The sequence below is a fragment of the Methylobacterium oryzae genome (genome assembly GCF_036441375.1).
Lineage (GTDB): Bacteria > Pseudomonadota > Alphaproteobacteria > Rhizobiales > Beijerinckiaceae > Methylobacterium > Methylobacterium oryzae_A.
Genome location: NZ_MLCA01000008.1, coordinates 257081 through 280144, shown reverse-complemented (window position 1 = coordinate 280144; position 23064 = coordinate 257081). Strand labels below are relative to the sequence as shown.

Here is a 23064-nt window from a genome sequence, read left to right as displayed (position 1 = left end):
CCGGCCTAGGCGGCGTTGAGGCGCAATTCCGCCCGGGCGTCCTGGACCTCCGATGCGGCCGGACGATCCTGCGCGACCAGGATCTGGCCGGCGCCGGCCTCCTCGGCGAGGGCGTAGAGGTCGGCCAGCGCCGGGTCCTCGGCGTCGGCGTTCGACGCGATCACCACGCTGTCCATGAAACCGGCGACGAGTTCGAGGAGGTCGACGGCCCCCGGCGCGGCGTGGAGCCGGCAGAGCACCCAGTCATAGGCCTCGGCCATGGCCTCGAAGGTCAGCGCCAGGGCCTCCGGCTCGTCGAACAGGACCGTCCCGGGCTGGAGTCCCGCCTCGATCCGATGCTGGCCGCTGTCCCGGCGTGCCTGGATGACGTCGAGGAAGGCGGCCTCGCCGGCGACGAGATCCGAGAAGCCGAGCCGCGCCCCGCCGTCCTTCGGCAGGTTCAGGTCGACGGCGACTAGGCTTCCCTCGCGACCGAGGGCGCGGGTCAGGGCCTCGGGCAGCGCCGCGACCCCGCGCCGGTCCTCTGTCTCCACGACCAGGACCCGCCGACCGGGCTGCGCCTCCGGGCCGCGGGGCGCCGCGGCGATGCGCGCGACGAGCGGCGCGAGATCGAAGGCGTCGGCGGACCGGAGGGCCGTCGGCGCGGCGGGAGCCCTTGCGAGGGCGGCGGCCGCGTCCGACGGCTCCGACCAGCGGGCGGCCGGCGTGGCTTCCGGGAAGGCGAAGGACGGGCGGTCGAGCACCGGCTCGCGGCGGCGGCGATCGTCCGTCGGCTCGCCGTCCCGATCTTTCGCGGCGCGGCCGGATTCGGCGAGCAGCGCGCTCGCGATGATGCCGCCGACCGACAGCATGAGCGTCAGGAGCGTCGCGAACGCGACGATCGGCAGCTTCTTCGGGAAGGAGGGCACCTCGGGCGTCACCGCGCGGGAGACGATGCGGGCATCCGCGGGCGTCGCGGCCTCGCCGTCGCGCGCCGCCGCCTCGCGGTAGCGGCCGAGGTAAGATTCAAGCTGCTCGCGCTGCGCCTTGGCCTCGCGCTCGAGCGCCCGGAGCTTGATCTCGCTGGCATTGCCGCGGACGACGACGTCCTGCTGGCCGTCGACGGCGGCCTGGAGGCTCTCGACCCGGGCCCCGGCGATCTTGGCGTCGTTCTCCATCGTGCGCACGACGCGCTCGGCCGAGGCCTTGATCTGCGCGTCGAGATCCTCGAGCTGGGCGTTGAGCTCCTTGATCCGCGGGTGCGCCGGAAGCAGGGTTCGCGACTCGAGGGCGAGCTGCGCGCGCACCGTGATCCGGTTCTCGACGATCCGCCGGATCACCTCGTTGTTGGCCACGTCCGGGATCTCGAAGGCGCGCCCGTCCTTGATCAGGTCCTTGATGGCCTTCACCTTGCCGTCGAGGTCGGCCTTGAGGCTCCGCGCCGCGGAGAGCTGGCTCGACAACTCGCCGAGTTGCTGGGCGTTGAGAGGCCGGCCGGTCACGCCGGTGCTGCCCACGAGGCCGTTCCTGGCGCGGAACGCCTCGACCTTCGCCTCGGCCTCGGCCACGCGCTCGCGAAGCCCGTCGATATTGCCGCCGAGCCAGGTGGAGGCGTAGCGGGCGGTGTCGACCTTATCGGCCTCCAGCGAGCCGATATAGAGCTTCGCGATGGTGTTGGCGGCCTCGGCCGCGAGCTTCGGATCCTTGGCGCGGAACTCGATCGTCAGGATCCGCGACTTGCCGGCGGGATAAACCAGCAGGTGATCGAAATAGGCGTCGAGCACCCGGTCCTCGGCCGGCCGGTCCAGGGGATTGGCGCCGATGCCGAGCATCATCAGGACGCGCTGAACCGCGCCGATGCTCCCCGCACCGGGATCGAATTCGGCGTTGCCCACGAGCTTGAGCCGGCGGATCGCCTCGCGGGCGAGATCCCGGGACATCACCACCTGCACCTGGCTCGCCACCGCCTGCTCGTCGATCGGCGCCAGCGCGTCGCCGCGCTCCTGCGCGGTGCGGGCGAAGGCCGGGTCGCGGCTCTCCAGGAGGACCTTCGCCTCGCCGGTGTACCGCGGGCTGACCACGTTGACGAAGACGCTCGCGCCGAGGGCGACGACCAGGGTCGGCCCGACGATCCAGCCGATCGAGCGCCGCAGGATCCGCGGCAACTGCGCGAGTCCGAGGCCGTCCTCGGTGCGCGGCTCGGGTCCGGGCACGGCGTAGGTCGAGCGTTGACGGATCGTGGACATGCGGACGCTCTGGACGCGGAGACAGGCCGGGCAGGCATTACTGCCGTCCCGCCGCCATTAGTGGATGTTAAGGTTGCTCAAGAGTTAAGGCGCGCGAGGGCCGCCCGCGGGGCACCGCCGGCGCGCTGGTGATCAAGTTTCATTAACCTTAACGGCCTAGATCATCGCGCAACTGCATCCATGACGGCGATGGTGATGAACCGGCGCGCTCTGCTCCTCGCACTCGGCTCGACTCTGGCGCTCGGCGGCTGTCTGCGCCCGAGCTTCCGCACCGACCAGCTCGATGCCACCGGCACCGGCTCGATCGCGGCGCGCTACACGCTGGCGGCGGGCGACAAGCTGCGGGTCATCGTGTTCGGCCAGGACAACCTGTCGAACATCTACGCCGTCGACGGGGCCGGGCGGATCGCCATGCCGCTGATCGGGACCGTGCAGGTCGGCGGCCAGACCACCGCGCAGGCGGCCAAGGCGATCGAGGCCAAGCTGGCATCCGGGTTCGTGCGCGAGCCGCACGTCACCGTGGAGGTCGATGCCTACCGGCCCTTCTACATCCTCGGGGAGGTCACCACCTCGGGCCAGTACCCGTTCGTCAACGGCATGACGGTCGAGACGGCGGTGGCGATCGCGGCCGGGTTCGGGCCCCGGGCGGCGCGGGATTACGCCGTCCTCACCCGTGATGCCGGCGGCTCGCTGGTCTCAGGGATCGTCCCGATGACCTACGCGGTCCGGCCGGGCGACACGATCGTCATCAAGGAGCGGTTCTTCTGAGCGGCGCCGCGCCGGTCACTGCCCGCCCTGCCACGGGTTGATCACCCGCATGGCGGTCTTCTGGGCGGGGATCGGCGTCGCCACCTCGGGCATCGGCTGCCTGGCGCGGGCCATCATCCGCCGCGCCTCCTGCGCGGGCACGGCGCCGACCGGCGTGAACAGGCCGGCCAAAACCTTGCGCGTGCCGCGACTCACGAAGCGCGACGACTGGACCGGCTTGAAATCCCGGATCGCGTGGCGCTTGTCGGGATTCCCGGTGAAGACCCGGGCGCCGGAATTCAACACCACGATGTCGCCCGGCCGGAGGGTCTCGTCCTTGAGCAGCGCCGCCGTCGCGCCGGCCTTCATGTCGATCGGCGTCTGGCGCTCGCTGATCTCCCGCTCCTTGACCCGGATCTTCAGCGGCAGCGCCGCGTAGCGGGTCTGGAAGCGGCGGCGGGCCGCCCCGAGCCGCGGAGTCGCGCGGCGGCCGAAGGTGCGGCCTTCGTAGGAGGGGGCCGGAGCGGGGGCTGCGGTCGGCTGAGCCTGCTGAGGCGCCGGTCGCGCGCCGAACAGCATCTCGAGGAAACCGACCTCGGCGGCCTGGGCGTGGATCGCCGTCCCGACCAGAAGACCGCCGGACGCCATGACAGCCAGCAAGCTGGTCGTGCGAAGCCTCATAGCATCCTCCGGAAACGACGCCCGACGTGAGCATCCGACCCTCAACCGCAAGGCGTAGTAGAGGGTTCCGGATGATTTAGGGTCTGCTTAGGAACGACGCGCGGGCGCGCCTCGGTGCAGAGTTCGACGGTGCGATTGCTAATCGTCGATGCGGCCGGGAGCGCTCGGTCGCGTCCGGCGCGGCTCAGCCCGGCGCGGACTGCTCGCCCTCGCCGATGCAGTCGAGGGCGCGCTCCACGGCGCTCACGGCATCCAGGAGATGCTGCACGGTGCGCTCGACCTCGATCGCCGGACGCCCCATCGCGGCGGCACGGGCGCTCACATCCTCGAGCTGCTCCAGCAGGGCGAGGAGATCACCGGCCACGGTCACGACTTCGCAGCGAGCGAGGCGGGTGACGGTCGGGCGCGGGCGAAAGGGCAAGACGTTGCTCATCGCGGAGGGTTGTCGCCCGAAACGACCGGGATTCGCCAGGGGGAGCAGGCCGAACTCAACACGATTGGCCGGTCCTATCCGCCGCAATTCCGGTGTGTGGTGGATTTTCCGTGGCCGCTGCGCATCGGAGGCGGCAGAACCGATTTACATCTTGCGCGCGACCTTGACGGGCACGCCTCCGCGCTGACCATGCCGCGAGACTTCCCGCGAGAGCCCGGTCCGGTCGACGCCGGACGAGGCTCGGCCGCGGCTCGCTTGCAGGATTCCCGATGCGCTTGACCCTCCTCGTCCTCTCGGCACTCACCCTCGGCGGCCTCTGCGCCTGCAGCACCAGCGAGGGCCCGGATTCCCGCAGCGGACTCGCCGAGAGCTTCAACCTCGACAATTACCGGGCCTCCGGCAACACCAACGGCACGCAGACCCGCCGGGACGTGAACCGCGCCTACACCCAGCCGACGCTGCCGACGATCGGCAACCGCGGGATGTGAGAACCGGGACCGCGGCGCGTCACCGCTTGGTGAGCGCGTCCGCGAAAGTCGCGATCCGGTTGCGGGCGTAGACCGGCAGGCCCGCGCTGATCGAGTTGCCGGTGTTGAAGCTGGAATTGCCCATCAGCACCTGCGCCGGCAGAAGGTTCTTGAGCACCGGCACACGGGCGTACTCGGCCTTGCGGTCGAGGACGTCGCCCTTGATTGCCAGCGCCATGTAGGCTGTGACCACCGTCTTGGTCGGGTCGTTCGGCATCGGCTGGAACACGGCGAGGAACTTGCCGAAGCGCAGGATCTGGTTGACCCAGAAGATCGTCTGCTCCAGCCCCCCCGTCACCGCGGTGTCGATCTTGGTGAGCGCCCCGAGCGGGCCACCCTGGTCCGGCCCGAGCACCCGCAGCTCGCTCTGGAACGAGACGTACTCGGCGATCTTCTTGGCCGAGCCTTCCTCGAGCTTGTTGGCGAGCTTCACGCCGAGCGGCAGCTTGCCCTCGAGGTCGTAGCGCGACTCGATGCAGGCGCCCGCGCCCTCGCACCACGGACGGTCGGGGCGCTCGGCGAAGGCGGCGGCCGGATCCTTGTTGGGCGTCACGTCGGCGACCGCCACGGTATGGTGCTTGATCGCCGGATCCATCTTCTGGACGAAGGCGAGGTTGGCGAAGGCCTGAAGGTCGATCGCCTCGGGCGGCCGCGGGACGACGAAGCGGCCCTCGGCGACGTAGACCTTCAGGGTCTCGTGCCGCGGCTTCGTCACGCCGTTCACCGTGACGGTGTAGTCGGGCTCCTTATAGCCGGGATAGGGGGCGAGCGCCGCCGCCTCGGCGGGCCGCGCCTTCAACCAGTCGAGATACGGGATCAGGCCGTTCTCCGGCGCCGACGGGTTGTCGCGGTGGTCGGTGAACAGGATCTGGCCCGGCTTGATCGCGGCCGGGTCGACGGCCGCGACCGAGGGCACCTCCTTGATCCGATCGGGCCCCGGCGCCGGGGCGGTGCTGGCGGCGGGCGTTTGGGAGCGAGCCGGGAGGGCCGGGAGCGCGGCCGCGAGGGCGGCCGCCAGGGTCGCGGGAAGCTGCTGGCGCAACGGGATTCTCATCTGTCGGGGAGGGCAGTCAGTAACCGGGGTCTTCGCCGAACAGGTAGTCGGGATCGCGGCGGCGCGGGCGGCGCGCCTCGTCATCCCCGCCGAAGGGCGAGCGATTCGTCTGGCCCGGCCAGGGCTTGTAGGGATCCTGCCCGTAGAGATCCACATCGCCCTGCGCGCGGCGGCTGCGCGGCGCGGGGCGCTCGCCGAACGGGTCCAGGAAGTCGGCTCGCGGCCGCTCGCCGGTCATGTTGCCGTAATAGTCGCCCGCCACGCTCGCGCCGTCGTCGGCGCCGGCCAGATCGCCGTCCTCCGCGTCGGGCCGCATCGCGTAGAGCGTCTCGCGGGGCACGAGGCGGTACTGCGTGTCGGCCATACGGCCGTCGCCGCTGGTGCGGAAATGCTCGACGAAGCCGCCGCCCGCGACCCGCGCGCCGCTGCGCGGGTCGATCGGCAGGTCGGCGATGAACGGCCGCGCCTCGGGGGAGGGGCCGCGCAGCGGCGTCTTGGCGATGCCGTTCGCCCAGGCGGCCTGGAGGATCGAAGAGGCGATCGGCACCGAAACGTGGCCGCCGGTCTGGCCGCGGCCGAGGGTCTTGCGGGTGCCGTCGGCGTTGTCGTAGCCGACCCAGACGACGACGCTGATCTCGTTGGTCAGGCCCGCGAACCACGCGTCGTTCTCGTTCTCCGAGGTGCCGGTCTTGCCGGCGACGTAGGCCGAGACCTTCGCGAGCGCCGCGGCGGTGCCGTGCTGGGTCACGCCCTGCAGCATGGTCTTGAGCTGGTAGAAGGCCACGCGGTCCGCCGAGGCGATCCGCACCGGCTCCTTGGCGGCGTGCGTGTAGAGCGGCTTGCCGTCCCGCTCGACCGACTCGAGCGCGTAGGGCGCCGGGCGCGCGCCCTCGTTGGCCACCGCCGCGTAGAAGCCGGCAAGGTCGAGCATCCGCACCGGCTGCGCGCCGAGCACGAAGGGGTAGTAGGGCTCGCACTCGGCGTAGATCTGCGCCTCGAGGGCGATGTCGCAGACCCGCTTCAGGCTGGCCGGCGCCTTCGGGGCGATCCCGCCCTGGAGGAGCCGGGCGGTGACGAGGTTCTTGGAGAATTCGAGGCCGCGCCGCAGGGTCGTGGGCCCCGAGCCGCCGCCCTCGTAGTTCTTCGGCGACCAGGACTCGCCGGTCCCGCCGATCGGCGGAAGGGTCACGGCGGAATCCATCACCAGAGTGTTCGGCTGCAGGCCGGCATTGAGCGCGGCCAGGTAGGTCAGCGGCTTCAGGGTCGATCCGGGCTGGCGCACCGTCTGGGTGACCCGGTTGAGCTGGCTCAGCGGGTAGGAGAAGCCGCCGGCCATCGCGAGGATCCGGCCGGTCTGGTTCTCAATCACCAGGGCCGCGCCCTGGACGGTCGGTCGGACCCGGAGCTGCGCGCGCGGGCCGCCCTTGCCGGCGCTGACCTTCACGCGGATCACGTCGTAGGGCTGAAGCTTGCCGCGGGCGATGCCGGGATCGAGAAAGGCGGTGCGGCCGTCCGCGAGGCCGACCTTCATGCCGCCGCGGCCGGTCTCCAGCACCACCGCCATCGGCCAGTGGACGTCGTAGAGCACCGGGCGGGCGCTCTCCAGCGCCAGCAGCCAGGCCGGCTTCTTCTGCGGCGCGGCCGCGACCTTCTCGCCGCGGCGCGGCTTCGTCGCGTCGGGCCGCGCGGCCTCCGCCCTCGCGCCGGTGACGGCCGGCGCGGCCGAGGCGGAGCCCTCCGGGGCCGGGGTCGCGGCCTGGATCCGGCGGACGCTGTCGGCGAGGTTGAGCTCGGGCCCGGTGAAGACCTGACGGCCGGTGCCGCGCTCGTAATTGGCCAACCCGTCCTGGAGCGCCTCCTCGACGGCGCGCTGCAGGCCGGCGTTGATCGTCGTGCGGACGGTCAGAGAGCCCGAGGTCAGGGATTCCACCCCCGCGAAGGTGCGCGCCTCGCGGTTGAGGAAATCCACCACGTAGAAGCCCGAATCGCGCCGCGCGGTCTCGATCGGCTTCAGGCCGAGATCGGACTTGATCGCCGCGCTCATCTCGGTCTCGGTGATCGTGCCCTCCTCCTTGAGTCGGGCGAGCACGTAGGCGCGCCGCTCCCGCGCCCGGTCGGGATACTTGTCGGGGCTGTAGAAGTTCGGCCCCTTGGGCATGCCGGCGAGCAGCGCCGCCTCCGGCAGGGTTAGCTGGCCCACCGACTTCCCGAAATAGCTCTGCGCCGCCATCTCGATGCCGTAGGCACCGCGGCCGAGATAGATCCCGTTGAGGTAGAGCCCGAGGATCTGCGGCTTCGTGAGGATCCGCTCCAGCCGCGACGCGACGATCATCTCGCGGATCTTGCGCTCGTAGGTGACGTCGTCGCCCACCGAGAGGTTCTTGACCACCTGCTGGGTGATGGTCGAGCCGCCCGCGGGGCGCCCCGGCGAGGCGAGGTTGGCGATGAAGGCGCGGATCACCCCGCGCTCGTCGATGCCGTGGTGGGTCTCGAAGCGCTTGTCCTCGGCGGCGATGAAGGCCTTCTGCACGAGGTTCGGGACCGCCGTGATCGGCACCACGATGCGGCGGCCGTTCGGCTCGGAGGTCTCGGCGAAGGGTTTGCCGGCGCCGTCGAGGATCCGGGTCATGCCCGGCAGGGCCTTGTCGCGCAGGGCCTCGGCGCTGGGCAGGTCCTTGGTGGCGTTGTCGTAGAACTCGATCACCGCCTTGGCGTCGAAGGGCGAGTTCGCCGGGTTCTCGCCCTTGCAGAACTGCTTGTAGCTCGTGTTCAACTCGTTCAGATCGAGGCCGTGCAGGATCTTCGGCGCGGCCGGCCCCGCGACCGTCGACGGATCCTCCATCGCGGTGGTGATCAACTCGTCGAGATTGATGTCCTCGATGTCGAACGCCTTGCGCATGTGGGCGCAGCCGTCGCGCAGCAGGCGCACCACCTCCGGGCCGTCCGTGGCGGCATCGAACTGCGTCCGGACCGCGTCCGGCCGGGTCGTCACCTGGCTCAGCGTCAGGGCGGTCGCGAACAGCTTGATCAGGATGGCGTTCATACGGGCCGGGTTCGGGGACGCGACGGGGCGGGCGCGGACCATTCGGGCGCGCGCCTGAACAGGGCGTGCACAACGCGGCTGATTTAAGGAGACGCCGAACGGCAACGCTTTGACCGGATCCCACGTTCGTGAGGCGGGACGACGCCGGGGGGCCAATGATCACCGACCTGTGGTACAAGAACGCCGTCATCTACTGCCTGTCCGTCGGCACCTTCATGGACGCCAACGGCGACGGGGTCGGTGACTTCGCCGGGCTCGAGCGGCGCCTCGACTACATCCAGGGTCTGGGCGCGACCGCGGTTTGGCTGATGCCGTTCCAGCCCTCGCCCAAGAAGGACGGCGGCTACGACATCGCCGACTATTACGGCGTCGACCCGGATTACGGCTCGCTCGGGGACTTCGTCGCCTTCACCCACGCCGCCAAGCAGCGGGGCCTACGCGTCCTCATCGACCTCGTGGTCAACCACACCTCGGATCAGCACCCGTGGTTCCAGTCGGCCCGGTCCGACCCGGACTCGCCCTACCGCGACTGGTACGTCTGGTCGGAGGACCGGCCGGCCACCGCCGACGAGGGCATGGTCTTCCCCGGCGTGCAGAAGACCACCTGGACCTACGATTCGAAGGCGAAGGCGTGGTACTTCCACCGCTTCTTCAACTTCCAGCCGGATCTCAACACCGCCAATCCGGAGGTGGTGGCCGAGATCCTGAAGATCATGGGCTTCTGGATCCAGCTCGGCGTCTCCGGCTTCCGCATGGACGCGGTGCCGTTCGTCATCGCCGAGAAGGGCGCCCATGTCGGCGGCAAGCCCCGCGAGCAATTCGAGATGCTGCGCGACCTGCGCGAGTTTCTCCAGTGGCGCCAGGGCGACGCCATCATCCTGGCCGAGGCCAACATCCTGCCCAAGCAGGACCTCGACTATTTCGGCGACGACGCCGACCGCATGCACATGATGTTCAACTTCCAGGTCAATCAGGCGACCTTCTACGCGCTGGCGGCCCACGACGCGCGGCCCCTGGTCAAGGCGATCGAGCAGACGAAGCCCCGCCCGCTCTCCTGCCAGTGGGGCATCTTCCTGCGGAACCACGATGAGCTCGACCTGGGACGCCTGACCGGCAAGCAGCGCCAGGCCGTGTTCGACGCCTTCGGGCCCGAGAAGGGGATGCAGCTCTACGACCGCGGCATCCGCCGCCGCTTCGCGCCGATGCTGGCGGGCGATCCCCGCCGCATCCGGCTCGCCTACTCATTGATGTTCACGCTGCCGGGAACGCCGGTCCTGCGCTACGGCGACGAGATCGGCATGGGCGACAAGCTGTCGTTGCCGGAGCGCGACTGCGCCCGCACGCCGATGCAGTGGACGAGCGAGCACAACGGCGGCTTCTCGACGGCCCGGCAAACCGTGCTCCCGCTCATCGACCACGGGCCCTACGGCTACACGCACGTGAACGTCGCCGACCAGCGCCACGAGGAAGGCTCGCTGCTCAACTGGATGCAGAGCATGATCCGGCAGCGCAAGGAGGTGCCGGAGATCGGCTGGGGCGACGTCGTCGCGATGGAGACGGAGCGCCCCACCGTCCTGGCGCTGCGCTACGCCTGGCGCGGCAACGCCGTCCTGTGCGTCCACAACCTCGCGCCGGAGCCCGTCGAGGTGGCGATGGCGTCCGGATCCGACGATCCGGAGCACGACGTGCTGGTCGACGTGCTCACCGGCTCGCGCAGCGAGGTCGGCGACGACGGCCGACACTGCCTGTTCCTGGAAGGATACGGCTACCACTGGTTCCGCGTCGGCGGGCTCGACGCGCTGCTGAAGCGGCGGCCGGCGTGAGGAAGTCCGGCGCCCGGCTCGCCCTCGGCCGGCGAAGACGGTAGGACACGCCCGAGCAAGGTGTAGCATGGCCCGGACGAAGCATTATCCCTCGGACGCGACGATCGCCGACATCCTGCCGGATCTCGCCGACGCTGAAGATTACCTGCGCCAGGTCCTGGTCACCATGCGGATGTGCCAGAAGCATTACGGCGACGCCTGGGTGCGGATCGGCGTGACCGGCCGGTCGCCGACGCCGTCCTACCGGATCGACCGGCCGGACGAGGCGTCGCGGGGCGACGGTGCCGTCGAGGCGGGCCGGACTCTGTTCGGAGCCTATGGCGGCCGGTCCCACGACCGGTTCACGCAGGTCAACACCGCGGAGACCCGCTGGAGCGCGCGGGCGCTCGGCATGGCCGAAATGCTGGCGCTTCACGACGGCCTGCGCCGCCCCAGGGGTGACGCGGCCTGAGCATGCCGCACAGGGTGCCGCCCTTCGGCGTTCTGCGCTAAACTGCGGTCGAGGGCGTCCGGAGCGGCGCTGCCAACACGCGGGACGACATGCCAGGTACGCCACGCGCCGGGATCATCCCGGTCACGCCCTTCCAGCAGAACTGCACCCTGATCTGGGACGACACGACCAAGGTCGGCGCCGTGGTGGATCCCGGCGGCGATCTCGATCGGATCGAGGCGGCCATCCGCGAGCAGGGCGTCACCGTCGAGAAGATCCTGCTGACCCACGGCCATGTCGACCACGCCGCCGGCGCCGACGAGCTGCGCGAGCGCCTCGGCGTGCCGATCGAGGGGCCGCACCAGGCCGACAAGTTCCTGCTCGATTCCCTCCCGGAGACGGCGGCCAATTACGGCCTCGGCGACGCACGGCCCGTTACGCCCGACCGCTGGCTCGACGAGGGCGACGCCGTCACGGTCGGCGGCCTCGGCTTCGACATCCTCCACTGCCCCGGCCACTCGCCCGGCAGCGTCGTGTTCGTGAGCCGCGACGCGCGCTTCGCCCTCGTCGGCGACGTGGTGTTCAAGGGCTCGGTCGGCCGCACCGACCTGCCCGGCGGCAACCACGAGCAGCTCATCCGGGCCATCAAGGAGAAGGTCCTGCCGCTCGGCGACGACATCGCCTTCATCCCGGGCCACGGGCCGACCAGCACCCTCGGCGAGGAGCGCGTGTCCAACCCCTTCCTGCAGGATTGACGCGCATGGACAGGCGCCGCATCGGCCTCTCCGACCTGACGGTCGCGCCGTTCTGCCTCGGCGGCAACGTCTTCGGCTGGACGGCCGACGAGGCGACATCGTTCGCGATCCTCGACCGGTTCGTGGAGAGCGGCTTCGACTTCATCGACACCGCCGACGTCTATTCGCGCTGGGCCCCCGGCCATGTCGGCGGGGAGTCGGAGACGGTGATCGGCCGGTGGCTCGCCGCCCGGCCGGGCGCGCGCCACCGGATCGTGCTGGCGACCAAGGTCGGCATGGATCTCGGTGAGGGCGGCCAGGGTCTCTCCGCGGCCCATATCGAGCGGGCCTGCGAGGCCTCGCTGCGGCGCCTCGGGATCGAGCGGATCGACCTCTACCAGTCGCATCTCGACGACGCGGCGGTGCCGCTGGAGGAGACCCTGCGGGCCCACGAGCGCCTGATCGCGGCCGGCAAGGTCCGGGCGATCGGCGCCTCGAACTACAGCGCCGCTCGGCTCTCGGAGGCGCTGAGCGTCGCGGCCTCCGCGGGAGTGCCCCGCTACGAGTGCCTCCAGCCCGATTACAGTCTCGCCCAGCGCGGCTACGAGGCCGAGCTGGAACCGCTCTGCCGGGCCGAGCAGATCGGGGTGATCGGCTACTTCTCCCTGGCCGCCGGCTTCCTCACCGGCAAGTACCGCAGCGCCCAGGACGCGGCGGGACGTCCGCGGGAGAACCGGGTCGCCAAGTACCTCAACCCGCGCGGTCTCGCGCTGCTCGACGTCCTCGAGTCGGTCGCGCAGGCCCACGGCGCCAGCCCGGCCCAGGTGGCGCTCGCCTGGATCATCGCCCGCCCCGGCATCACGGCGCCGATCGCCAGCGCCACCTCGGTCGCGCAGCTCGACGAGCTCCTCGGCGCGGTCCGGCTGGCCCTCGCGCCCGAGGCGATCGGCCGGCTGGACGCGGCGACCGCGGGCGGCATCGAGGGCTAACGCAGCGTTAAGCGGGGAGCTTCACAAAAGCGACGGGACGGGCCCGCCGCGGGCCCGTAAAATCGTGCAATCTCAACGCGGAACCCCTATATCAGGCGGACCGAGCGAGAGTTCAGGCGCGAGCGCCCGACGGCGCATCTGCCACCGTCGCGATCAGGCCCGCCTGCCCGAGGAAGTTCATGGCCGACACCCCCCAGACCGAGCCCGCCGATTACGGCGCGGAATCCATCCGCGTGCTGAAGGGCCTCGACGCCGTCCGCAAGCGGCCCGGCATGTATATCGGCGACACCGACGACGGCTCCGGTCTCCACCACATGGTGTACGAGGTTGTGGACAACGCCATCGACGAGGCCCTGGCCGGCCACGCCGATCTCGTCACCGTGACCCTCAACGCCGACGGCTCCTGCACCGTCTCCGACAACGGGCGCGGCATCCCGGTCGACATCCACAAGGAGGAGGGCGTCTCGGCGGCCGAGGTCATCATGACCCAGCTGCACGCCGGCGGTAAGTTCGACCAGAATTCCTACAAGGTCTCCGGCGGCCTGCACGGCGTCGGCGTCTCGGTCGTGAACGCCCTGTCGTCGTGGCTCAAGCTGCGCGTCTGGCGCAACGACAAGGAGCACGCGATGGAGTTCCGCCACGGCGATGCCGTGGCGCCCCTCGAGATCGTCGGGCCCGGCAACGGCCGGCGCGGCACGGAAGTGACCTTCCTGCCCTCGACCGAAACCTTCACGATGATCGAGTTCGATTACGGCACGCTGGAGAAGCGGCTGCGCGAACTCGCCTTCCTGAATTCCGGCGTGCGCATCGTCCTGACCGACGCGCGGCACGCCGAGAAGAGGCGCGAGGAGCTGTATTACGAAGGCGGCATCGAGGCCTTCGTCCGCTACCTCGACCGCTCCCGCAAGCCGATCGAGGGCATGACCAGCCCCGTGGTCGTCCGCTCCGAGCGGGACGGCATCCGCGTCGAGGTGGCGTTCTGGTGGAACGACTCGTTCAACGAGACGGTCCTGCCCTTCACCAACAACATCCCGCAGCGGGATGGCGGCACCCACATGGCCGGCTTCCGGGCGGCCCTGACCCGTCAGGTCACCGGCTACGCCGAGTCGTCGGGGATCGCCAAGAAGGAGAAGGTCTCGCTGACCGGCGAGGATTGCCGCGAGGGTCTGACCGCGGTCATCTCCGTGCAGGTGCCGGACCCGAAATTCTCGTCGCAGACCAAGGACAAGCTCGTCTCGTCCGAGGTCCGCCCGGCCGTGGAGAACGTCCTCAACGAGGGCCTGTCCACCTGGCTCGAGGAGAATCCGGGCCAGGCGCGGTCGGTGATGGGCAAGGTCGTGCTCGCGGCTTCGGCGCGCGAGGCCGCCCGCAAGGCGCGCGAGACCGTGACCCGCAAGGGCGCGCTCGACATCGCGTCGCTGCCCGGCAAGCTCGCCGACTGCCAGGAGCGCGACCCGACCAAGTGCGAGATCCTGCTGGTGGAGGGGGATTCCGCCGGCGGCTCGGCCAAGCAGGGCCGCGACCGGACCTTCCAGGCCGTGCTGCCGCTGCGCGGCAAGATCCTCAACGTCGAGCGCGTGCGCGCCGACCGGATGCTGTCCTCCGCCGAGATCGGCACCCTGATCACGGCGCTGGGCGCCGGGATCGGTCGCTCCTCCACCGACCGGGAGGGCTTCAACCCCGAGAAGCTGCGCTACCACCGCATCATCATCATGACCGACGCGGACGTGGACGGCTCGCACATCCGGACGCTGCTGCTGACCTTCTTCTTCCGGCAGATGCCGGAGCTGATCGAGCGCGGCCACCTCTACATCGCGCAGCCGCCCCTCTACAAAGCCGAGCGCGGCCGCCGGGCGATCTACCTGAAGGACGAGCGCGCCCTCGAGGATTACCTGATCGACCAGGGCACGGACGGCGCGATCCTGCGCCTCTCCACCGGTGCGGAATTCGCCGGCGCTCAGCTCAAGAGCCTCGTCGAGGAGGCTCGGACGTTCCGAAGCATCCTGCAGGGTCTGCACACGCGCTACGACCGCGCCGTGGTCGAGCAGGCGGTTCTGGCCGGCGCCTTCGATGCCGAGGCGGCGTCGCGGGCCGGCGAGGCCGAGGCCCTGGCCGACATGACCGCCCGCCGGCTCGACGCGATCGCGGACGAGATCGAGCGCGGCTGGCAGGGCGAGTCCTTCGAGGGCGGGTATCGCCTCAGCCGGACGCTGCGGGGCGTGCGTCAGGTATCGACCCTCGATGCCGGCCTGATCAGCTCGCAGGAGGCTCGGCGCCTGTCCGAGCGGGCCGACGCCTTCCGGGAGATCTACGGCGAGCCGGCCACGCTCATGCGCAAGTCCGACGAGACCGTGCTCCACGGGCCCGTGGCCCTGTTCGAGGCCGTGATGGCCTTCGGCCGCAAGGGCCTGCAGCTCCAGCGCTACAAGGGTCTCGGCGAGATGACCGCTCAGCAGCTCTGGGAGACCACCCTGGATCGCGACGTGCGCTCGCTGCTGCAGGTCAAGGTCAAGGACGTGACCGACGCCGACGACCTGTTCGTGAAGCTGATGGGCGACGTCGTGGAGCCGCGGCGCGAGTTCATCCAGGAGAACGCGCTGAGCGTCGCGAACCTCGACGTTTAGGTCGCGCGCGTGTCGATTCACCCATAAAGCCGGATTCAAACCCATAAAGCCGGACACTATAGATTCAATTGAAGCGGCAGTATATTGGTCGCTTCAATTGGATATAATTACATCGTGATTGCATTTGCGCAGAACCACGCAATTGGTGCGCACATTCCGTCGCTGCGAATTGGGCGTAAAAATGCATATCACTTCGGGGGCCGCCTCCCCGCAGTTCGTCGGGCCCACTGCGGCCAAGCCGTACAGCTAACCGGGAAACTGCGTATGGACCACCGCCGCCAAGCCGGCAGGGCAATCGCTTGAGCTCGGTCTTCGCCCTGGCGGCCAACCAGCCGGGTCATCGGCTACTCCGACACTTATAGCAGGCGCCCCATTCGCAGCGTCACCGCAGGAAGCACCAGTCTTTTTCGAATGCGGACCAAGCCGGTTTCCTCGGTGGGTCATATCTACCAGGCGCGGCAACGGTTTGATTTTATTTAGACAGATGGACCAGTGGCTCGAACGTTAACTATACCGATCAAGCTAGATGGCTTTTCAGGCAAAGATGTGCTATACTCCGTGATTCATTTTAGTAATGGGTAATTGCACCAGGCGCTGCCGCTTGCCCGGCACCTCGTATCGCGCGGTGCGTGTCCTTACGTGCTTAGCGTCGGATACCGATTGAGATAACTTCCGCACCGGCTGATTGTCTTAATGAGGAGGTCTGTCGCTTCATAGGGCTATGTCCGCCGGAACTCGAAGCTTCAGAGAGGATCTCACAGCCCGATACGAGCGGACCTAAGCCGCCGTCGAGCAGTTTAGCCTGAGGATCGAAACCATGGGCTGCTGCCAAGGCACACCGCCTCGTACGCGTTTAGACTGCCAGTTCGGCATGTTCCTGCCGGCCCGAGGTCCACACTGACCGGCAGATCGACCTGATCGTACAGCGCTCTGTCGTCGACGAAAGGCTGGTCCTTACCGTCGCGACAATGGTTCGGGTGTGGCGGGCGCCTCAGGACAAGCAGATAAGTCGAGCAGATTGCCTGTTTTGATGAGCTCGGCGCGTCAAAAACTGTGGCCATACGTCGCAAACGACATCGGGCAGTTCATGTGGCAGCCGTCGATTCGCTGCCGCCGTTTTCGCGGGGACTCGTGGGCGTCGCTAGGCCGATATCGACCCGTCACGTGCCCCTCCAGGAGGGGGATGCTCAAAAATAGCGCCGTTATCAGCGGTTCCGGAGGAGTCAAGGTCGTCGATACCGACAGCGGCCAGGGTGAATTATTCAGGCTGGCTTTGCACTTGCGGAGGAAGCGCGACTGAGCATCATGATCACCGAAGTGAACCTAACCCGCGATAGACCACGGAGATCGCCATGACCTGAAACTAATCCCGGGGCCTGCCTGAGCCCCAAAAAGAAAGCCCGCGGCCGGGAAGGGCCGCGGGGCTCGTCGTAAACGCTCCACAAGCGCCGGCTGGTCGATCCTGGAAAGACACCAGTTCGGCGCTCCCAAGAGGAGTGCTTTACTCGAAGGTGGCAGAAGCCGCCTTCGCGACGGGCTGAGATTCGCACAGCCGCCGCGTGGCCGCAAGCGTCTCAACCCTAGGCCAGCGAGCCTCTCCTTCCTGACCGCAAAGTCCCGCCTGTCGACGCCCGTGACCCGGGCGCCGAGGAGGCCTGCGTGCGTCTTAGCCCGGAGGGAAGAGTGCGGCTCGGCATCATCAGCCCGTTCACCGACGTCGACTTCAAGCCATCCGATTGGCGTCCGACGGCATGGCGCAAAGCCGAAGGCATGCACTACGGCTCCGTCACGTCGTCCTTCCCTTCGCGAAAGGCCAACCGGGGCTCGATCTTCTGCGAGAGCACGCTGGAGAGCGATATGGCCTGCCTGCTGGAGGTCGATGCCGCCGTGCGCACCCTGCGCGAGCAGCCGATTGGGCCGTCATGGCACGATGGCGAGGGATGGCGCGCCGGGGCGGCCAGGGACTTCTGGGTCGAGACCGATGCGGGCAACATGCTCGTCGAGGTCAAGGAGGCGAAGGAGCTCGCCGACCCCGAAGTCCGCTGGCGCCTGCGGCGCATGGCGCTGTCCTACCGCGTCCAGGGCATCAGCATGGTCGTGCGCTCCGAACGCACGATCCGGGCCGAACCCCGGCTCGGCAATACACGTCTCCTCTACGGCTATGCCTACAGCGAGGCTCGACGGTTGGAGGCAGATGTGCGGCTGCTGACAAGCCGCCGACCCGGACCCATGACCGTTGCCGAGATCCGCTCCGAAATGGGCGGCGACGTCGAGACGCTCGGCGTGCTGTGCCGCCTTGCCCTTTCGGGCGCCGTGGAACTCGACATGGCCCGCCCCATCGGGTCGGCCACGACCGTCGCCTGGTCCCACTGATGGCGGTCCCGCAGCTCCAGGCCGCTCAGTTCGGCGGCGTCGTCAAGATCGCGCGGGGGCAGCGCCTGCGCGTGCGCGGCGTCATGCACCAGGTCCGGCGGCGGGTCGACAACACCCGCTTCGTCGTCGACGCGGTCGAGGACGGTGCAAGCACGACACGGGATTTCGGCTGGCTGGATCAGGGGTGGCTCTCCGGGGAGATCGTCGTCCTGCCCACGCGCTGGGACGAACTCGACGCCGGCACGCAAGCCCTCATCACCTCCGACCTAGACGCCGCTACCGACGCGATGCGCCGGATCGCCTACTACAGGGAGCCCTACGCCGAGGCCTTCGACGATTTTCGCAACGGCCGTACCCCCATCGGTCGAAGCCTTGATGATCTTTTCCGGGACGTCGCCGCGGGTCGGAACTCGTCGCGCGCGCCGCAGGATTATGAAGCGCCCCCGAAGCGCTCACAACTGTACGAGTTCACGGCCAAGTGGGTGAAGGCGGATCGCGACATCCGCGCGCTGCTGCCGAACCACCCAGGACGTGGGAACAGGACCGCCCGTGTCTGCCAGACGTTGTCGGACATCCTCGACGAGCTCATCGAGGCCGTCTTCCTCACGCCGGTCGCCCGTACCAAGGTAGCCATGTACGTGGCGGCGAAGCGGCACATCGCGACGCTGAACGAGGAAGTTGGGCAGGAAGGCGCCGAGCTCGTCGCACGCATCCCGCTTCCCAGCCGGGCGATGGTCGAGAAGCGGTGCGACAAGCTCGAACTCTACGACCGTCTGTACTATCGCAAAGACCCCATCAAGGCTGCGCAAGAACTCTTGCCGGTCGGGATCGGGCCGGTCGCGACACGCGTGAACGAACGCTGGGAACTGGATAGCTCCCCAGTGGACGTTCTAGTCATCGACAAGGCGACCGGCGCCTTGCTGGGTCGGCCGACCATCACCGCCGTGATCGATTGCGCTACGCGCCTCATCATTGGGTGGTGGATCTCGTTCGAGGGTGAATCGACCCTGCAGATCATGCAGGCGATCCGTCACGCGATAGAGCCGAAGCTACCCATCCCCGGCGTTCGCAACCCGAACCCCGGTCGTGGCAAGCCGCAGGGTATCTGGGTCGACAATGGCAAGGCCCATAGGTCGAATGCGTTGGCCGAGGCCGGGAGACGTCTCGGCTTCGAGCCGTTCTGGCTGCCGCCGCGCCGTCCGCGCCTGCGTGGGAAGATCGAGCGCTGGTTCCGCACCCTCGGCGTGAGCCTGATCCACAACCTGCGTGGAACCGTGAAGAGCAATCCCAAGCAGAGGGAGGATTACGACGCCGAGAACGACGCCGTATTCACACTCGAAGAGATAACCTGGATCATCTCTTACTGGATTTGCGACGTATACAACGTGCGCGTCCACAGGGGGACGCGACGTTCGCCCATCGGCTTGTGGCGCGAACTTGCAAACGAACATGCGCCGTCGCTTCCGCCGAGCCATGCCGATCTGAATATTCTTCTATCTCAGATAGAAAATCGGACCGTCTCGCGCCGGGGCATCGAGTGGAACGGGCTGCTCTACAATTCCCCACTTCTCGCGATGATGCGAGATAGACCCGATTTCGATCCGTCTCAGATCCAGATCCGCTGCAATCCCGGCAACATCGAGTACCTGTACGTACTCGGCCCGGGTGTATCTACGTACCAGCCCGTTCCATGCACCAATAAATCCTATGCCAAGGGCAAGACATTACATCAGCACCTCTGCGTCCTGAAGCACGCGAAGGAGCGCGCGAAAGAGGACGAGGCTCTCACTGAGGGAGATTTCGAGCTTGCCTGGGGCGAACTCATCCTAGGCGGACAGAAGCTGTTGGCGGGTAACGGACGCCGCAAGACACTCAAGCGGCTTGGCCGCTTATTCGCCCTCGGCGTCAACCCGGCCTCAATCACGCCGCCAACCGGCATGGGCGCACGGATTCCGGGATTGTTCGATGATGAGGACGAGGACTGCAGTGAGGACGTCGATGGCGTCCTGACGCCGGCGTCCGAGATCGATGAAGTCCAAGCGCTCTCGATCCCATCGTCATCCGCTGATGTAGACGAACAAACAGCCCCTCCACCCGTGCAACGGCGCCCGACGAAGGCGAAGCCAAGGAACCCCGCGGTCGAGCCAACAGAACGGTCCGATGCCTCCCTAGGACCGGATCCCGGAGCGGCTTCAACATCTGAGGCACCGATACCACCCGATGCCATGGAGGCGGACTATGATTGACGTCGCAGAAGCCCGCACCGCTCACCTTGACGCAACCGGGCGTCTGCTGCCGCTGGCGGAGCGGCAGCGGCGGCTGATGCGCTTGAAGGTTTGGCACACGCTCGCCAAGGCGATCATCGCGCGGTTCGACCGGTTCGAGGACATGACCCGGTCGGCCCTGGAGGGGATGCACATCGCCATCCCGGGCCGGCCAGGCGTCGGCAAGAGCCAACTGGTCAAGAAGATCCGCAACGACGTCCTGGCGCGTGAAGCGAAGACTGCCGGTTACGCCGTCCGCGGGACCGCCATCGATGCGCCCGGGGGCGACTGGCGGCCCGTCCTGAGGGTGCCCACCCCGCCTGAGGTGACCGTGGCCAGCTTCGCCGAGGCGTTCCTGCATGCCCTGGCCGACGAGGACCCGGCCTTCGGGGACAAGGGACAGAAGACTCGCCGCGTCCGCCGCAAGCTGCAGGAGCAACGGACCCGGATCGTCCTCGTCGACGAGTTCCAGCATCTTACGGACCACCGGACCGAGAAGTTCGCCTATGCGGCGGCCGACTGGCTCAAGGGCATCCTGAACGAGCAGGACGGCGAGCCGGACGAGGATGGCGTCATCGGCGAGTTCTTCGTGCATGCCGCGTTCTTCGGGACCCACAGCATGCAGACCATGTTCGTGGGCAACGGCCAGCTCGCCAGCCGCGCGCGCGGCGTCTTTCCGCTGGCCGCCTACGATTGGATCGACCCGGCCCAACGCGCCCTCTACCGGGACACCCTGCACGCGGTGGACCGCATGCTGCCGTTCCCGGAGCCGACCTTCGCTGACGAGACGGTGCACTTCGATCTGCATCGAGCCACCGATGGAGTGATGAGGCGCATTGCCGCCATCCTGCAGGTCGCCGGATTTGAGGCGCTGGCTCTGGGCCAAACCCGTATCACGCCGGAACTGCTGAAGGATGCCTTCGACACCCTGGCCTGGGAACTGGGGTCCAGCGACTTCCACCCCCGTGCCAACCCCTGGCGCGAGAAGAAGCATGACCCAGGCTTCCGCGACGCGCCCGTCCCCGACACGACCCGAAAGACCCGTATCCGCGGAACGGGGAATAGCGTTGCGCCGTCGTTCGGAAAGAAGAAGCGTTGACGATCCGCCGCTTCACCAATCGGCAGGGAACCTACGCGGACGAGCCTGCACTGGGGCTCGCCCTGCGGCGCGGACACGTGGCCGGCCTAAGCACCGCGCCGCGACTGTGGCGGTTCCTCGGGACGAAGGCCGATGCCATTCGGCGCGGGGAATGCCTCGACCGCCTAGCGGAGATCTGCGGGGTCGATCCGGTGGCCCTCGCTCACGTGTCGCCAGTGGATGCCGAGGGGCGGCACACGCGGGTGTTCGGTCATGAGCTTCCTTTTGGGGCTATCCGAAGGAACGTGCACCGGTGGTGCCCGGAGTGCCTCGCTGAGGCTCCGTATCACCGGTCGTTCTGGGACCTGACAGCCATGACCCATTGCGTGCGGCACAGTCGTGCGCTCGAACGGGCATGCCCCGATTGCCGCAGGACACTCCGCTTCGACAGGCTCGACCTGACCCGTTGCATCTGCCGGGCGCGGTTGACCAAGGTGACCTGCGATGCCGTGGACAACGGTGACCATGACTTCGACCTTTGGCTGATGGGGCGCATCGGCCAGTGTCCGGCCACCGAGGAGGGCCTGCTCGCGGATCTTTCCCTCTCCGACGCCATCGCCCTCTGTGAGAGGTTCGGGGCCCACTCGCTCCACCCCGTCGGAAACTACGCCTCAACCTGGCGAGCCGAGGACGACCGGGTCATCATGCGTGAGGGATTTCGGATCGCCGCCGGGGGTCGAGCCACCCTCGACGGTTTCCTCGACCATCTCATTGCCCATCAAGAGGGGCGCAAGGCCAACGTCGGAAACGGCGCGGGCGGCTGGGGTGCGGAGCGCGCCTACGGCGAGTTCGGGACGTGGCTGCGCGGTGGCGTCAAGAAGGGCAGCTATACAGCGATGGCCGCCATCGCGGCGGACCATGCCGAGCGGAACGTGCTGCTGAAGTCAGGTTCCACCGTCTTCGGGCGAAAGGTACAGCCGAGCGGGGCCGGTCTCCGGTCCGGGGGGAAGCTGTGCGGTATCAGCCCTGAGCGTTTCCGGCGCATTGCGCAGGATGCCGGGCTCTATCCCGCCACGACGCGCCAGGGGCGACCGCACCGGCTGCCCGAGCGCGCGGCTCGGGACATTCAGGCCAGGCTCCTCGACAGTATTAACGTAGTTGGGGCTGCCGCCATCCTCGGGGTTCACCGCAAGCGCGCGGCCGAGATCGTCTCTTCCGACCTGCTGCCCACCCACGTCGACCATGCTCGGCGCGCCAAGGGTTTCTACACGGTCGAACGCGCTGCCCTCGCCGACCTCTTGGCAAGCCTTGCGCCGAAGGAGACAAGCCACGTCGTTGGCGATTACGCCTATCCGGTCACGAAGGTCGCTCGCTCGGTGGGCGTGCCCCTGACTGACGTCCTGCGCTGGATCAGGGATGGGAGGGTGACGGTGGTCCGGCTGGACGAGGCTGCCATCGGTCTCCAGCGCCTATTGGTGCGCACCCACGACGTCATCCGCGTCCGCAAGAGGGAGCGGTTCGGGATGAGCATCAACGAGGTCGCCAAGCGCCTCGGCACGAAGTGGGAGGCGGTCGGTCAGCTTGTCACGATGGGCTATCTCAAGGCCGAGCGCCGAGGCGACGTGCGCTGGATCGAGAAGGACGATGTCGCCGCGTTCGAGGCCCGCTACATGCGTGGTCCGGAGGCGGCCAGTCTCATGGGGTTGCATTGGAAGTGGGCTCCGCGGGAGTTGGCGAAGCTCGGCGTGGTGCCGGCTATCGGGCGGGACCGCTGCCAGATGACCTTCTACGAGCGGTCGGCGGCGGAGGCAGCTATAACCAAGTGGGCCAGGCAGATGCCGACCACTGGTGAGATGTCCCAGCACGTAGCTTGAACGGAGCCGTGAGCGGTTGGGCGTGAAGCCGCGCGACGGTCAATCCGGATTTATGGGTGTAGAGGAGGCCATGAATCCGGCTTTATGGGTGCAGGGCGTCCGGAGAACTCGGGTGATGGAAGCTCACCGTCACTCTGTCGGATTGGCGTAGCCGTCCGGATTTAT

At 68.3% G+C, this 23064-nt stretch carries 16 protein-coding genes; 11 read left to right on the top strand and 5 right to left on the bottom strand.

All coding sequences use genetic code 11. The features are described 5' to 3' along the window. Positions 1-5: 5 nt before the first annotated feature. A complete protein-coding gene (locus tag MOTC310_RS17345; protein ID WP_331302692.1) occupies positions 6-2225 on the bottom strand; it encodes a GumC family protein in 2220 nt (739 codons plus the stop codon). Positions 2226-2414: 189 nt separating this feature from the next. Here MOTC310_RS17345 and MOTC310_RS17340 point away from each other — a divergent pair, with 189 nt between their 5' ends. Beyond that, a complete protein-coding gene (locus MOTC310_RS17340) occupies positions 2415-2993 on the top strand; it encodes a polysaccharide biosynthesis/export family protein (protein ID WP_331292495.1) in 579 nt (192 codons plus the stop codon). A 15-nt stretch (positions 2994-3008) separates the two neighbouring features. Here the strand turns inward: MOTC310_RS17340 and MOTC310_RS17335 are convergent, their stop codons facing one another. Together MOTC310_RS17335 and MOTC310_RS17330 are read right to left on the bottom strand one after the other, a co-directional pair. Then, positions 3009-3653 (bottom strand): hypothetical protein, encoded by a 645-nt coding sequence (locus MOTC310_RS17335; protein WP_331302691.1) that lies wholly within the window; start codon positions 3651-3653, stop codon positions 3009-3011. Positions 3654-3837: 184 nt separating this feature from the next. Then, positions 3838-4086 carry a hypothetical protein gene (locus MOTC310_RS17330; RefSeq protein ID WP_012317333.1) on the bottom strand — a complete coding sequence of 83 codons (249 nt, stop codon included), beginning with the start codon at positions 4084-4086 and terminating at the stop codon, positions 3838-3840. 269 nt (positions 4087-4355) lie between these two features. On the opposite strand from MOTC310_RS17330, the gene MOTC310_RS17325 reads away from it, so the two are divergent. After that, positions 4356-4574 (top strand): hypothetical protein, encoded by a 219-nt coding sequence (locus MOTC310_RS17325; protein WP_331302690.1) that lies wholly within the window; start codon positions 4356-4358, stop codon positions 4572-4574. 19 nt (positions 4575-4593) lie between these two features. On the opposite strand, the gene MOTC310_RS17320 is transcribed toward MOTC310_RS17325, so the two are convergent. Both MOTC310_RS17320 and MOTC310_RS17315 read right to left on the bottom strand, forming a co-directional pair. Next, positions 4594-5655 carry a hypothetical protein gene (locus MOTC310_RS17320; RefSeq protein ID WP_331302689.1) on the bottom strand — a complete coding sequence of 354 codons (1062 nt, stop codon included), beginning with the start codon at positions 5653-5655 and terminating at the stop codon, positions 4594-4596. A 28-nt stretch (positions 5656-5683) separates the two neighbouring features. Next, the gene (locus MOTC310_RS17315; protein WP_331302688.1) at positions 5684-8710 is read right to left on the bottom strand and encodes a penicillin-binding protein 1A; all 3027 of its coding nucleotides are present in this window, start codon (positions 8708-8710) and stop codon (positions 5684-5686) included. A gap of 155 nt (positions 8711-8865) precedes the next feature. On the opposite strand from MOTC310_RS17315, the gene MOTC310_RS17310 reads away from it, so the two are divergent. From MOTC310_RS17310 to MOTC310_RS17270, 9 genes are all read left to right on the top strand, one after another. Further along, positions 8866-10533: an alpha-amylase family protein gene (locus MOTC310_RS17310; protein ID WP_331302687.1), complete on the top strand. Its 1668-nt coding sequence runs from the start codon at positions 8866-8868 to the stop codon at positions 10531-10533. A 67-nt stretch (positions 10534-10600) separates the two neighbouring features. Then, positions 10601-10984, top strand: coding sequence for a hypothetical protein (locus tag MOTC310_RS17305; protein WP_331302686.1), 384 nt, complete (start codon positions 10601-10603; stop codon positions 10982-10984). A gap of 89 nt (positions 10985-11073) precedes the next feature. Beyond that, entirely contained in the window at positions 11074-11718 is a 645-nt protein-coding gene (locus tag MOTC310_RS17300; RefSeq protein ID WP_331292052.1) for an MBL fold metallo-hydrolase, read from the top strand. Between the two features lie 5 nt (positions 11719-11723). Then, positions 11724-12686 carry an aldo/keto reductase gene (locus tag MOTC310_RS17295; protein ID WP_331302685.1) on the top strand — a complete coding sequence of 321 codons (963 nt, stop codon included), beginning with the start codon at positions 11724-11726 and terminating at the stop codon, positions 12684-12686. A 179-nt stretch (positions 12687-12865) separates the two neighbouring features. After that, positions 12866-15310: a DNA topoisomerase (ATP-hydrolyzing) subunit B gene (gene gyrB, locus MOTC310_RS17290; RefSeq protein ID WP_331302684.1), complete on the top strand. Its 2445-nt coding sequence runs from the start codon at positions 12866-12868 to the stop codon at positions 15308-15310. A 1683-nt stretch (positions 15311-16993) separates the two neighbouring features. Continuing rightward, entirely contained in the window at positions 16994-17683 is a 690-nt protein-coding gene (locus MOTC310_RS17285; protein WP_331302683.1) for a hypothetical protein, read from the top strand. Continuing rightward, positions 17683-19929 (top strand): Mu transposase C-terminal domain-containing protein, encoded by a 2247-nt coding sequence (locus MOTC310_RS17280; protein ID WP_331302682.1) that lies wholly within the window; start codon positions 17683-17685, stop codon positions 19927-19929. Before MOTC310_RS17285 ends, MOTC310_RS17280 begins: the two co-directional genes overlap by 1 nt. Next, complete coding sequence (locus tag MOTC310_RS17275; RefSeq protein WP_331302681.1) at positions 19922-21046, top strand: AAA family ATPase; 1125 nt, start codon at positions 19922-19924, stop codon at positions 21044-21046. Before MOTC310_RS17280 ends, MOTC310_RS17275 begins: the two co-directional genes overlap by 8 nt. Further along, positions 21043-22899 carry a TniQ family protein gene (locus tag MOTC310_RS17270; protein ID WP_331302680.1) on the top strand — a complete coding sequence of 619 codons (1857 nt, stop codon included), beginning with the start codon at positions 21043-21045 and terminating at the stop codon, positions 22897-22899. The genes MOTC310_RS17275 and MOTC310_RS17270 overlap by 4 nt, the downstream gene beginning before the upstream one ends. Positions 22900-23064 lie beyond the last annotated feature (165 nt).

Coding starts and splice junctions, on each gene's coding strand:
- MOTC310_RS17345 (WP_331302692.1), bottom strand. CDS start 2,225: ATGTCCACGATCCGTCAACGCTCGACCTACGCCGTGCCCGGACCCGAG.
- MOTC310_RS17340 (WP_331292495.1), top strand. CDS start 2,415: ATGGTGATGAACCGGCGCGCTCTGCTCCTCGCACTCGGCTCGACTCTG.
- MOTC310_RS17335 (WP_331302691.1), bottom strand. CDS start 3,653: ATGAGGCTTCGCACGACCAGCTTGCTGGCTGTCATGGCGTCCGGCGGT.
- MOTC310_RS17330 (WP_012317333.1), bottom strand. CDS start 4,086: ATGAGCAACGTCTTGCCCTTTCGCCCGCGCCCGACCGTCACCCGCCTC.
- MOTC310_RS17325 (WP_331302690.1), top strand. CDS start 4,356: ATGCGCTTGACCCTCCTCGTCCTCTCGGCACTCACCCTCGGCGGCCTC.
- MOTC310_RS17315 (WP_331302688.1), bottom strand. CDS start 8,710: ATGAACGCCATCCTGATCAAGCTGTTCGCGACCGCCCTGACGCTGAGC.
- MOTC310_RS17310 (WP_331302687.1), top strand. CDS start 8,866: ATGATCACCGACCTGTGGTACAAGAACGCCGTCATCTACTGCCTGTCC.
- MOTC310_RS17305 (WP_331302686.1), top strand. CDS start 10,601: ATGGCCCGGACGAAGCATTATCCCTCGGACGCGACGATCGCCGACATC.
- MOTC310_RS17300 (WP_331292052.1), top strand. CDS start 11,074: ATGCCAGGTACGCCACGCGCCGGGATCATCCCGGTCACGCCCTTCCAG.
- MOTC310_RS17295 (WP_331302685.1), top strand. CDS start 11,724: ATGGACAGGCGCCGCATCGGCCTCTCCGACCTGACGGTCGCGCCGTTC.
- gyrB (WP_331302684.1), top strand. CDS start 12,866: ATGGCCGACACCCCCCAGACCGAGCCCGCCGATTACGGCGCGGAATCC.
- MOTC310_RS17280 (WP_331302682.1), top strand. CDS start 17,683: ATGGCGGTCCCGCAGCTCCAGGCCGCTCAGTTCGGCGGCGTCGTCAAG.
- MOTC310_RS17275 (WP_331302681.1), top strand. CDS start 19,922: ATGATTGACGTCGCAGAAGCCCGCACCGCTCACCTTGACGCAACCGGG.